The organism is Paenarthrobacter sp. C1 (assembly GCF_049315185.1).
Classification (GTDB): Bacteria; Actinomycetota; Actinomycetes; order Actinomycetales; family Micrococcaceae; genus Arthrobacter; species Arthrobacter nicotinovorans.
This window is the reverse complement of record NZ_CP186052.1, coordinates 859913-871608: the sequence shown is the minus strand read 5'-3', so window position 1 is coordinate 871608 and position 11696 is coordinate 859913. Positions and strand designations below refer to the sequence as shown.

10 protein-coding genes are annotated in these 11696 nt (G+C 65.1%); 2 read left to right on the top strand and 8 right to left on the bottom strand.

Annotated elements, in window-relative coordinates; genetic code table 11:
* The first annotated feature begins 60 nt into the window (after positions 1-60).
* Positions 61-2685, top strand: a complete 2625-nt coding sequence (glgP, locus tag ACNAOU_RS04255; protein WP_422758111.1) for an alpha-glucan family phosphorylase — start codon at positions 61-63, stop codon at positions 2683-2685.
* Positions 2686-2812: 127 nt separating this feature from the next.
* On the opposite strand, the gene ACNAOU_RS04250 is transcribed toward glgP, so the two are convergent.
* Genes ACNAOU_RS04250 through glgX form a run of 3 tightly spaced genes read right to left on the bottom strand, consistent with a single transcriptional unit; the run spans position 2813 to position 5838 of the window.
* Positions 2813-3172: a barstar family protein gene (locus ACNAOU_RS04250; RefSeq protein WP_039239795.1), complete on the bottom strand. Its 360-nt coding sequence runs from the start codon at positions 3170-3172 to the stop codon at positions 2813-2815.
* A 21-nt stretch (positions 3173-3193) separates the two neighbouring features.
* Positions 3194-3697 carry a ribonuclease domain-containing protein gene (locus ACNAOU_RS04245; RefSeq protein WP_354627909.1) on the bottom strand — a complete coding sequence of 168 codons (504 nt, stop codon included), beginning with the start codon at positions 3695-3697 and terminating at the stop codon, positions 3194-3196.
* A gap of 26 nt (positions 3698-3723) precedes the next feature.
* Positions 3724-5838, bottom strand: coding sequence for a glycogen debranching protein GlgX (glgX, locus tag ACNAOU_RS04240; protein ID WP_039239791.1), 2115 nt, complete (start codon positions 5836-5838; stop codon positions 3724-3726).
* 120 nt (positions 5839-5958) lie between these two features.
* On the opposite strand from glgX, the gene ACNAOU_RS04235 reads away from it, so the two are divergent.
* Positions 5959-6768 carry a carbon-nitrogen hydrolase family protein gene (locus tag ACNAOU_RS04235; RefSeq protein WP_189076104.1) on the top strand — a complete coding sequence of 270 codons (810 nt, stop codon included), beginning with the start codon at positions 5959-5961 and terminating at the stop codon, positions 6766-6768.
* 661 nt (positions 6769-7429) lie between these two features.
* Here ACNAOU_RS04235 and rlmB read toward each other — a convergent pair.
* The 5 genes from rlmB to ispD all read right to left on the bottom strand — a co-directional run bounded on the left by rlmB (position 7430) and on the right by ispD (position 11687).
* Positions 7430-8419, bottom strand: coding sequence for a 23S rRNA (guanosine(2251)-2'-O)-methyltransferase RlmB (gene rlmB, locus ACNAOU_RS04230; protein WP_422758110.1), 990 nt, complete (start codon positions 8417-8419; stop codon positions 7430-7432).
* 80 nt (positions 8420-8499) lie between these two features.
* Entirely contained in the window at positions 8500-9966 is a 1467-nt protein-coding gene (gene cysS, locus ACNAOU_RS04225) for a cysteine--tRNA ligase (protein ID WP_018777892.1), read from the bottom strand.
* Positions 9967-10001: 35 nt separating this feature from the next.
* Entirely contained in the window at positions 10002-10358 is a 357-nt protein-coding gene (locus ACNAOU_RS04220; RefSeq protein WP_018777893.1) for a hypothetical protein, read from the bottom strand.
* The gene (ispF, locus tag ACNAOU_RS04215) at positions 10351-10890 is read right to left on the bottom strand and encodes a 2-C-methyl-D-erythritol 2,4-cyclodiphosphate synthase (RefSeq protein ID WP_422758659.1); all 540 of its coding nucleotides are present in this window, start codon (positions 10888-10890) and stop codon (positions 10351-10353) included. Before ispF ends, ACNAOU_RS04220 begins: the two co-directional genes overlap by 8 nt.
* Positions 10891-10904: 14 nt before the next feature.
* Positions 10905-11687, bottom strand: coding sequence for a 2-C-methyl-D-erythritol 4-phosphate cytidylyltransferase (gene ispD, locus ACNAOU_RS04210; protein WP_039239785.1), 783 nt, complete (start codon positions 11685-11687; stop codon positions 10905-10907).
* Positions 11688-11696: the final 9 nt, after the last annotated feature.

Sequence of the window (11696 nt, the reverse complement as noted above, 5' to 3'; positions counted from 1 at the left end):
TTACCTAAAAGAAACCCAATGCAGTTCCGACTGCCATGGGAGTCCGTTAGTGTGGCGCTCGTGAAGGCTATTCGAAGGTTTACAGTCCGTACCGTCCTCCCCGAGCCCATCCGGCCGCTGGCCCGATTGGCGACCAATTTGCGCTGGTCCTGGCACCGGCCAACGAGGGAACTTTTCGCGAGCCTTAACCCGGCTCTTTGGGAGGCCTCGCAGCACGACCCCATCGCTCTCCTGGGATCAATCAGCCGCGAGCAGCTACAGGACCTGGCAAACAACGGCGAGGTAGTGGACCGCGTACAGCACGCCGCAGCCGACCTGGACCGCTACCTCAGCGAGCCGCGCTGGTACCAGGGCCTCGGCGAAGATGCGCCGGCTTGCATCGCCTACTTCTCCCCCGAATTCGGCATCACCGAAGTTCTCCCGCAGTACTCCGGCGGCCTCGGCATCCTCGCCGGCGACCACCTCAAAGCCGCCTCCGACCTCGGTGTGCCCCTGATCGGCGTCGGGCTCCTCTACCAGGCCGGCTACTTCAAGCAGTCACTGTCCCGCGATGCATGGCAGCAGGAAACCTACCCCGTGCTGGACCCCGATGGTCTCCCCCTGACCCTGCTCCGCCACCCGGCCAAGGACGGCGCCCAAGGCAAGCCGGTGCAGATCTCCCTCCCGCTGCCCAACGGCCGCGAGCTGCACGCGCACGTGTGGCGTGCCGACGTCGGACGCGTTCCGCTGCTGCTGCTGGACTCCAACGTCCCGTCGAACGATGAAGCCGCCCGCGGCATCACCGACCGCCTCTACGGCGGCGGCGGCGACCACCGCCTGCAGCAGGAACTCCTGCTGGGCATGGGCGGGGTCAAGGCCCTGCGCGTCTACCAGGCACTCACCGGCACGCCCGCGCCCGAGGTCTTCCACACCAACGAAGGCCACGCAGGGTTCCTGGGGATCGAACGCATCCAGGAAGCCATGTCCGACGCCAACGAGCCCCTCACTTGGGACGAAGCCCTCGCTGCCGGCCGTGCGTCCACCGTCTTCACGACGCACACGCCGGTGCCGGCCGGGATCGACCGTTTTGAGTCCCTCCAGATCAAGCACTTCTTCGACGCCGGACTGGCACCTGCCGTCCCCACCGAACGCATCCTGGAACTCGGCCGCGAAAACTACGACGGCGGCAACCCCTCCGTGTTCAACATGGCCGTGATGGGCCTGCGTCTGGCGCAGCGCGCCAACGGTGTGGCAAAGCTCCACGGCGTGGTCTCCCGCGAAATGTTCTCCGGACTGTGGCCGGGATTCGACCATTCCGAAATTCCCATCACCTCCGTAACCAACGGCGTCCACGTCCCCACCTGGGTGGACCCGCGGATCTCCTCCCTGGCCCGGCACCAGTTCGGCGCCGAAGCTGAGGCGATGGGACGCTGGGACCTGGCCTACAACGTCAGCGACGAAGACGTCTGGAGCCTCCGGCGCGAACTGCGGGCACAGCTCATCGAGGACGTCCGACGCCGGCTCCGGGCTTCGTGGAAAAAGCGCGGCGCCGCCGATGCCGAGCTCGGTTGGACGGACTCCGTCCTGGATCCGGACGTACTCACCATCGGCTTCGCACGCCGGGTACCCACGTACAAGAGGCTCACCCTCATGCTGCGCGACCCCGCCCGGTTGAAGGCCCTGCTGCTGGATCCGAAGCATCCCATCCAGCTGGTCATCGCCGGCAAGTCACACCCTGCCGACGACGCCGGCAAGAAGATGATCCAGGACCTGGTCCGCTTCACCGACGACCCCGAGGTCCGGCACCGGATCGTGTTCCTGCCGAACTACGACATCGCCATGGCACGCACCCTGTTCCCCGGCTGCGACGTCTGGCTCAACAACCCGCTGCGCCCGCTCGAAGCCTGCGGCACGTCCGGCATGAAGGCCGCCATCAACGGCTCCCTCAACCTCTCCGTCCTGGACGGCTGGTGGGATGAAATGTACGACGGCGAAAACGGCTGGGCCATCCCGACGGCCAACAACGGCGCATCCGCCGACGAACGCGACGACATCGAGGCCTCGGCACTGTACGAGCTCCTGGAAACCCAAGTGGCACCACGCTTCTACGGCACCACCGTCGCCCAGGGCGCCGGAGCAGCAGGCCCGTCCGAGTCCAGCCAGGAAACCGTGCCGACCCACTGGGTGTCCATGATCAAGCACACCCTCGCCAACCTCGGCCCGGCCGTCTCCGCCGAGCGGATGCTGCACGACTACGTCAACAACCTCTACTGCCCCGCCGCCGTCTCCGGACGCCGGGCGGTTGCGGAATCATTCAAGGAAGCCAAGGAGCTCGCAGCCTGGACGTCCAAGGTGCGCAGTGCATGGCCCGAGGTCGTAGTGGAACACGTGGACTCCGTCGGTGTTTCCGAGGAACCCCAGGTCGGCGACAGCCTCCAGGTCAACGCCTACGTCGCCCTGAACAACCTCACTCCGGACGACGTCTCCGTGGAAGTGGCCTTCGGCCGCGCCGAGGAATCCGACGAACTCGAAGACATCGTAGTGGCGGAACTGGACTCCGTAGAGGACCTCGGCAACGGGCGGCACCTCTTCAACGGCTCGCTGGTCATCAACCGTTCGGGCTCGTTCGGCTACACCGTCCGCGTGTTCCCGAAGCACAGCGCGCTTGCATCCAAAGCTGAACTGGGGCTGATCGCGAACGCCTAAGCGCAATGACGTCGGTGACCCGCTGGGCAACACTGATCCGCTGCGCGCTGCTCCTTCGTCGCTTTGACGAGCGCTGCCGGACCGCTGTTGCCCAGTGGGGCCCGCAGGACCCGGGCGGGTTCGCGGGTTAGTTTTCGAACACCGCAATGACTGCCAGGTCGCGGCCGGCGTAGCGCTCTGCGTCTTGCAGGATCTCGCAGACGACACCGAAGGAGCGATCCGTGCGGTATGCCGCGGGGACCTGCCAGATCATCGTGACGGGGCTGCCGTCGTCCTCGGAGAGGGCGTCCGCGTAGTCGTGGAGGGAATCGTTCAGGGCGTCCAGGTTCACGCCGTAGTACTCGGGGAAATCCAGGACCTGGCCGAAGACCTCAAGGACTGTCTGCTTGGTGGTTGCGGGTGGGACCAGTACTGTCCTGCGGCCTGCGTCGGATACCTGCTCCTGCAGTTCCTCCATGGTCCAGGTGTCGGCTGAGTAGATCTTCATGGGCTCCTCTGTTGTCTTCGACTATTTGTCCTCGACGATGAACTTGAACGACTCGTAATGATCCGGCGTGTAGTACTTCGCAGCGTCCTTGCCAACAATGATCCGCCGTGCGCCGCGATCCGACTCTCCCGGGGTGGGCACGGTGTACTCCTTGTAAAAGCCGCCGGACTTCTTGGGCAGCAGGCCCTCGAAGTTGCCGAAGTTCACGCCGTCCCGGTCGTAGGGATACGGGCCGCCTTTGGCGATGAGGGCCAGGGTTTGGCGGGCTTCCTTCGGCAGTTGGGAGGCATTGATCGACGGCAGGCCCGACGGGTTCTCCACAGCTGCCGCCGCCGTCGTCCGGCTTGGCACGGCGGCGGGTGAGGTCGGCACCAAGCCTGCGGACGGCGTCGTGGTTTGGACGCCGCCCCCTGGTGTGGAAGAGGGCGCCGTCAGCGCGCCTCCACCCACCATCGCGACCACCAGCACGACGACGGCGATCACCAAACCCGCGAATGCCACGAGTTTGCTGCGGCTGCGGTTCATGCGGAGTTCTCCTGTGTGGTTGGTGCCTACGTGCGGTAAATGTTGATCGTATTGGCTTGCAGGATATCCCGCTCCCCGGAGGCAACCAACGCGCCCTTCCGGCGGTCGTGCAGCACCGACGTGGTGAACCGGAGTTCGAACATGCGCTTGCCGATCCCTGTTTCACTCAGGATCTCCGGAAGCACCATCTTCACGTCCTGGTTGCTGCCGTTCACGACGATCAGGCCACGGATTTCGCTGTCCTCGTGACCCATCAACAGCTGGACCGCACGAACGCCCGGATCGTTCCAGCGTGCCGGTGTCATCCGCTTGCCCTTGTCATCAAACCACTGAAGGCTTGAATTGTTGGCCTGGCCCGGAAAGCTCTCGGGCTGGTGCCGAAGGAACCAGCGGCGGAGCCTGACAAGCTCCCGGGTGGTCCGGAACATGGCGTTGGCTTCCTGTGTGCGGCTCCAGTCAAGCCATGCCGTCGGGTTGTCCTGGCAGTAGGCATTGTTGTTGCCCTGCTGGGTGCGGCCGAGTTCGTCGCCGGCAGTGATCATGGGCACGCCGATTGAAATCAGCAGCGTGGCCATCAAATTCCGGATGGACAACGCCCGCGCCGCCACAATGGCCTCGTTCTCGCTGCGGCCTTCCACACCGTGGTTGTAGCTGCGGTTGTCGCCGTGACCATCACGGTTCTGCTCGCCGTTGGCCTCATTGTGCTTGCGGTCGTAACTGACAAGGTCTTTGAGGGTGAAGCCGTCGTGGGCCGTGATGAAGTTCACCGACGCCAGCCGGGTGCGGCCAGAGGACGCAAAGAGGTTCGCGGAACCGGCCATCAGCTCAGCCAACGACGCCACCGACCCTCCTTGGCCACCGGCTTCGATGGCCGCGCGGTCCGAAAGCCAGAAGCTGCGGACGCCATCCCGGAAATGGTCATTCCAGTCCGACCATCCCTGCGGGAACCGGCCCGTCTGCCAGCCGCCGTAGCCCACGTCCCAGGGCTCGGAGATGAGTTTGACTGCCGACAACACCGGATCCTCGGCGATGGCCTGCAGGAAGGGGTGCTGGGGATCGAAGGTGTTTCCGGCGTCACGGCACAAGGTCACGGCGAGGTCGAAGCGGAATCCGTCCACGTGGAACTCGTTGACCCAGTAACGCAACGAGTCCAGCGCGAGGTCCACCACTACGGGGTCGCTGAAATCCAAGGTGTTGCCGCAGCCAGTGGTGTCCAGGTAACGGCCATGCGCGTCATGACGGTAGTAGCGTTTCTCCCCGAGTCCCCGGAAGCTCAGCGCCGGCCCGTCAGGACCGGCCTCGGCAGTGTGGTTATAGACCACGTCCAGGATGACTTCGATCCCGGCCGCGTGCAGGAGCTTGACCATGCCCTTGAGTTCGTCCTGCACAGCGTGGGGACCTGCGTTGCGGGCAGCTTCCGTGGCGTAGTCCGAATGCGGGGCGAAAAAGGCCGCCGTGTTGTAACCCCAGTAATTGGTCATGCCAAGGTCCTGGAGGTGCGATTCATCCAAGTGGAAATGGATGGGCAGCAGCTGCACGGCGGTAATGCCCAGCTCGGTGAGGTGCTGGATCATCACAGGGTGCGCCATCCCGGCATACGTGCCGCGGAGGTGCTCGGGAATTTCCGGGTGAAGCATCGTCTGGCCGCGGACGTGGGCCTCATAAATGACCGAAGTCCGCATGGGGGTCCGGGGCGGTTTGTCCTCACCCCAGTCAAAGCCGGTGTCCACGTGGACACTCGTCAGGAACTCGCCATGCTGATCCACGGCGCGACCGTAGGGATCGAGCAGGAGCCGCTGTCCGCCGTCGTCATCCGGGTCCAGCGCCGGAACCGACATGGGCAGCACGTCTTCCAAGGGCGCCGCGCGGAAACCATAGCGCGTGCCCGGAGGGAAGCCGCCCACCAGCCCGAAATGCACGTCGTCTTCGATGTTGGGAAGTATCCGGGCGCGCCACGGTTCGCCCGGCGCTTGGAACACGATCTCCACCCGTTCCAGGTCCGGTGCGAAGACTGCGACGTTTACTTCCTGGTTTTGCGTTCTCTCCGCATCCGTAAGACCGGGCTGGGGCGTGCTCAGTCCGAGGGGTCGTGGCCGCGACGCGTCGACGGCAGCTGCTGTGTCAAAGATAGGCATAACCATTGAAGGCAAGTTTAGTTCCACGCCCGGTATGTGCAGTGCCCGCAGCCCATATGACGACGTTCGAGGCAGCGATTTTGTGTTCCTTGGCATACTGGGAGGCAGAGAAGTGGAGGTTCTATCGTGCGCGTGGCACTCGCCCAAGTCATCTCAGGCCGCGACCTGGCCGAAAACCTGCGTCTCCTGGAGGAGTACGCGCGACGGGCCAAGGATGGTGGGGCCGGCCTGGTGGTCTTCCCCGAGGCGATGATGCGCGCGTTCGGCAATTCACTGTTGGACATCGCGGAACCGCTGGACGGTCCCTGGGCAGGCCGTGTCCGTGCCATCGCCGAGGAACTGCAGCTGGTCATCGTGGCGGGCATGTTCACGCCCGGCGCTGCTGCGGAGTCCGGGGCGCCGCGCGTGCGCAACACCCTTCTCGCCACCGGGCCCGGCGTCGACGCCAGCTACGACAAGATCCACCTTTTCGATGCGTTCGGCTTCGCTGAATCGGACACCGTTGAGGCCGGTACAGAACCCGTGACGTTCGACGCCGGCGGCCTCACCTTTGGTTTGGCCACCTGCTACGACATCCGTTTCCCCGCCCTGTTCACTGCCAACGCCCAGCGCGGTGCCGTGGTGAACATCGTTTCGGCGTCCTGGGGAGCTGGTCCGGGGAAGGCCGATCAGTGGCAGCTCCTGGCACGTGCCCGCGCAGTGGACACCACTACGTTCGTCCTCGCCTGCGGCCAGGGTGATCCAGCCACTCAGGGAATTGAAGCCAAGGGTGCCGCCCCCACGGGAGTCGGGTACTCCGCCGTCGTGTCCCCCTTCGGCCAGGTTCTGGAAGCCCTCGAAGGTGAGCCGGGCCTGATCTTCGCCGACCTCGATGCCGCAGTCGTGGACGACGCCCGGCAGAAGCTCCCCGTCCTGGCCAACCGCCGCGACTTCTGACCCTCGCTCACATCCCTAAGGCTTCCCGCCGACCCTCCCTCACATCCGCCGTGCTTCACATCGACACTCACTCACATCCCCCGTGCTTCACATCGACGCTCACTCACATCCCTAAGGCTTCCCGCCAACCCTCCCTCAACTTTTGGCTGTGGGGCCAATGCTGCCTTTGGTCTATTCGCGGTCAGGAATCGAACCGCTAAAAGGCAGGACGCCAGGCGGTCTACGTCCGCGCGATTGGCGCTCAGGCGGGTGGACAAACCGAGGCCGCTGTCGCCGTCGTGATTCCAGAGCGGCCTAAAGGGTGAGAACGTGAGCAAGCATCAGGCTCAAGCACGCGGAACATGAGCAAGCATCAGGCTCAAGCACGCGGAACGTGAGCAAGCGACCGGCCCAAACACCCGGAACGTGAGGAAGCATCAGGCTCAAGCACGCGGAACGTGAGCAAGCATCAGGCTCAAGCACGCGGAACATGAGCAAGCATCAGGCTCAAGCACGCGGAACATGAGCAAGCATCAGGCTCAAGCACGCGGAACATGAGCAAGCATCAGGCTCAAGCACGCGGAACGTGAGCAAGCATCAGGCTCAAGCACGCGGAACGTGAGGAAGCATCGGGCATGCGAAAGGCGGCGGTCGCGTCTGCGACCACCGCCTTGGGCACTGCTTACTGGGCGGAGCGTTGCCTCGACACTTCGTACAGCGAGATGCCGACGGCCATGGATGCGTTGAGAGACTCCATGGCGGAGTCGATCGGGATGGAGACGATCTGGTCGCAGTTTTCGCGCACGAGCCTGCTGAGGCCCTTGCCTTCGGAACCAACCACGATGCAGACCGGTTCGGTGGCGACCGTGAGGTCGGGAAGCGAGACGTCGCCTTCGCCGTCCAGTCCAAGGACGTAGATGCCCATGTTCTTGAACTGCTTGAGCGCGTTGTTGAGGTTCGACGCGCGGGCCACCGGTACGCGGACAGCGGCACCGGCGCTGGTCTTCCATGCGGACGCGGTGACGCCCACGGAACGACGCTCGGGTACGATCACGCCGTGCCCGCTGAACGCGGAGACGGAGCGGATGATGGCGCCGAGGTTGCGGGGATCGGTAATGCCGTCCAAAGCCACGAAGATCGGCGCATTGGAGATGTGCCCCTTCTTCCACTTGGCGAGGGTCTGCTCGGCGAGGTCGTAGGCGTCCTCGTATTCGTACGGCGGGATCTGCAGCACGAGTCCTTGGTGGACGGCGTCCTCTGTCATGCGGTCCAGCTCGGGCTTGCCGGTTTCCAGCAGCGGGATGCCGCGCTCGGCAGCGAGCTTGAGGGACTCCTTGACGCGGTCATCCATTTCAATCCGGATGGCTACGTGCAGTGCCTTGGCAGGGATGCCGGCACGCAGGGCTTCGACCACGGAGTTACGGCCGGTGACCAGTTCCTCGGTGGCGCGGCCCTTGGGGCCGGAGCGGGCGCCGGCGCCGCCCGGACGTGCCGGTCCGCGCTTGGCGGCCGAGCGTTCAGCGAGCTGCTTGTTCTTGTACGCCTTGTGGTAGGTGCGGTCCTCCGCCTTGGGCGTGGGACCCTTGCCTTCCAGGGCCTTGCGGCCATGGCCACCGGTTCCGGTGGAGGGGCCCTTCTTGTTCTTGACCGACCGGCGACCATTGTTGGCCATGAGATTCCATCCTTGATTTTGTGAGTAAGTCTGGAATCAAGTCTACTGACCCGATGCAATTCGGCCGCAGCGCCCGTTTGTCAGTCGCGTTTGAGGCTCCAGGTGGCCCCGTCCGCACCATCTTCGACGACGACGCCGGCGGCGGCGAGTGTGTCGCGGATCGCGTCGGAGGCTGCCCAGTCCTTGTTGGCCCTTGCGGCAGCGCGGGCCTGGAGCTGTGCGTCCACGAGGACCTTCAGCGCCGCATGCTCACGGCCCTGTACGGCTTCGGGTTGCTTCACTGCGTCCAGCCCCAGCACCTCGGTCATGGACAGCACGCTGTAGAGGGCCGCCTTGGCGCCGTCCAGGTCACCGCTGGCGAGGGCTGTGTTGCCCGCGCGGACGGTTTCGTGCAGCACGCCGAGGGCTTGCGGGACGTTGAGGTCGTCATCCATGGCAGCAGTGAACGCGGCGGGCATGTTGGCCTGCGGTGCCACGTCCGCGCCTGACCTGCGGGGAACTTTGGCGGACGCTTTCGAGATGAATCCGTCAATACGTTCGACGGCGGCCGCGGCCTCCTGCAGCGACGTGGGCCGGTAATCGAGCACCGAGCGGTAGTGTGCCTGGCCGAGGTAGTAGCGGACGACCCGCGGTGAGGCGAGGTCGAGCATCTCTGCCGGGCTCACGGTGTTGCCGATGGACTTGGACATCTTTTCGCCCTCGTACGTGACCATGCCGTTGTGCATCCAGAAGTTGGCGAATTCGTCGCCGGCGGCCTGCGACTGGGCCATCTCGTTCTCGTGGTGCGGGAAGCGCAGGTCCAATCCCCCGCCGTGGATGTCGAAGCGCGCACCAAGGTACTTGGTGACCATCGCGGAGCATTCAAGGTGCCAGCCCGGACGGCCCGCACCCCACGGCGACGCCCAGCTCGCGGACTCCGGTTCGCCTTCCTTGTAGCCCTTCCACAGTGCGAAGTCGCGGGGATCGCGCTTCCTGCTGACGAACTGGGCTTCGACGTCGGGGGCGCCCTGCATGTCGTCGATGTTCTGCCGCGTCAGGGAGCCGTACTTGCTCCACGAGCGCACGTCGAAGTAGACATCGCCCGAGTCGTCCGGCGCGGGGTAGGCGTGGCCCCGGTCGATGAGGCGCTGGATGAGCGCGTGCATTTCCGGGATGTGTCCGGTGGCCCGCGGCTCGTAGGTGGGGCTTTGGACGCCGAGGGATTCGTAGGCGTTCTCGAATTCCTGCTCGTAGCGGTAGGCCAGGGCCCACCATTCTTCGTTCTGCCGTGCGGAGGGTTCGGCGTCCCAGTCCGGGCCGAACGACTGGGCGGACTTGGCCAGGATCTTGTCGTCGATGTCGGTGACGTTGCGCACCACGGTGACACGGAGGCCACGGAATTCGAGCCAACGGGTCAGCTGGTCGAAGGCGATCGCGGACCGCACGTGGCCCACGTGGGGCATTCCCTGGACGGTGGCCCCGCAGTAGTACACGCTGGCCTTGCCGTCTTCGAGGGGAACGAAGTCGCGGACTTCGGCGGAAGCGGTGTCATAAAAGCGCAGGGTCACCGCTCCAGATTAGCCGATGACGCGGCGTGACCTGCCTACTTGCAGTATTCGCCGATCTTATTGAACTGCACCTTGAGTTTTTCCTGCTGCTCCTGGGTGGCCGCGCCCAGCGACGACGCTGCAGCCTTATCCATGATCGCGGCCATCTCCTTGATGGGGTCGCCGATCTCCGGAGCCAGCTTGTCCGCGATCTGGTGGTAATGCTCAGCGATCTGCTTGGATTGCTGCTGCTGGTTGCCGTCCGGTTTGAAGGCGTCGTTGTTGAGGAAATCGCAGCTGGCTTTCACGTCCATCTTCGGCGTCCCGGCACAACCGCCCAGCAGGAGCGCGGCCGCCAGGGCCGCCGGCAGCAGGACAGCGGAACGCACGACGCCGGCACCTGACTTACGCATGCGGCGCCCGTTTCGCGGGCCCAGGCACTGCGGCGGGTACCTCGTGGCCAGGCATCGGGTAGACCAATGCTGTGGCGACGGCAGAGATGCCCTCTCCACGTCCGGTGAAGCCCAATCCGTCGCTGGTGGTGGCCGTGACGGTCACGGGAGCGTTGGCGGCTTCGGAGAGGACCCGCTGGGATTCTTCCCGACGCGGAGCAAACTTGGGGCGGTTGGCCACGAACTGCACAGCTACGTTGCCGATCTCGAAGCCGGCAGCACGGACAAGCCGCGCTGCCTCTGCGAGGAGTTTGACGCCCGATGCGCCGGCGTACTCGGGACGGTCCGTACCGAAGTGCGTGCCAAGATCCCCGATGCCGCTGGCGGAGAATAGCGCATCAGCGGCTGCATGGGCGACGCAATCGCCGTCGGAATGGCCGGAGAGTCCCTGTTCGCCTTCCCAGAAGAGGCCACCCAACCAGAGCGGCTGGGGGTCGTCTTCTGGCGCGAAGGCGTGGACGTCCATCCCGATGCCGGTGCGTGGCAGGATCATGTTTTCCGGGGCCACTATCCCTCCACCCAACGAATCCCAAGGGGGCCTTCCAGGAGGCCTTCGGCGATGATGAGGTCCAGCGGCGTGGTGATCTTGAGGGATTGGCTTGCCCCGCGGACGGCGTGGACCGGGACGCCAAGGAGTTCCACCAGCATGGCGTCGTCGGTGACCGCGGCGGCTTGCTTGTCGTCAAAGAGTTCTGCGGCCTCATGTGCCCGCCGCAGGGTGGCGAGTTCGAAGCCCTGGGGGGTTTGGACGGCGCGGAGCTGTTCGCGCGGTGCCGTGCCGGTGACAACCTCGGGGGCTATGGAGGCGTCCTGGACATCCGTTTCTGCGACGGTCTTGATGGTGTCCACCACCGGCATTGCGGGTATGACCGCCTTGGCGCCGGACGACAACGCATCGGCGACCCGCTGGAAGACCCGTTCAGGGGTGAGCGCCCGGGCTGCGTCGTGGACGAGGACGAATTCCGTTCCGTCTTCCAAGGCAGCCAGGGCAGCGCGGACGGAATCCGCGCGGGAGGAACCGCCGTCGACGACTGTGACCTCAGGGCCACCATCCACCAGGTCGACTGTGAAGTCCGCGATGGACTCGCGCAGGACGGTGTCGCCCTTGGGCACGGCTACGCAGATCTGGCGTGCGACGTCGGACGAAACAACTCCGCGCAGGGCGTGCATCAGGATGGTCTCGCCGCCCAGCGGAACCTGGGCTTTGGGCATGCCGTAGCCGAGCCGCTCACCGGAGCCGGCGGCAACCACGATCACGGCCGTGACGGCGCGCTTGGAAGGAATACTCATGGTCACCAG

Excerpts from the sequence above, each read along its gene's own strand:
- ACNAOU_RS04250 (WP_039239795.1), bottom strand. The coding sequence starts at position 3,172 with ATGAAGATCTACTCAGCCGACACCTGGACCATGGAGGAACTGCAGGAG.
- ACNAOU_RS04245 (WP_354627909.1), bottom strand. The coding sequence starts at position 3,697 with ATGAACCGCAGCCGCAGCAAACTCGTGGCATTCGCGGGTTTGGTGATC.
- glgX (WP_039239791.1), bottom strand. The coding sequence starts at position 5,838 with ATGGTTATGCCTATCTTTGACACAGCAGCTGCCGTCGACGCGTCGCGG.
- rlmB (WP_422758110.1), bottom strand. The coding sequence starts at position 8,419 with ATGGCCAACAATGGTCGCCGGTCGGTCAAGAACAAGAAGGGCCCCTCC.
- ACNAOU_RS04220 (WP_018777893.1), bottom strand. The coding sequence starts at position 10,358 with ATGCGTAAGTCAGGTGCCGGCGTCGTGCGTTCCGCTGTCCTGCTGCCG.
- ispF (WP_422758659.1), bottom strand. The coding sequence starts at position 10,890 with ATGATCCTGCCACGCACCGGCATCGGGATGGACGTCCACGCCTTCGCG.
- ispD (WP_039239785.1), bottom strand. The coding sequence starts at position 11,687 with ATGAGTATTCCTTCCAAGCGCGCCGTCACGGCCGTGATCGTGGTTGCC.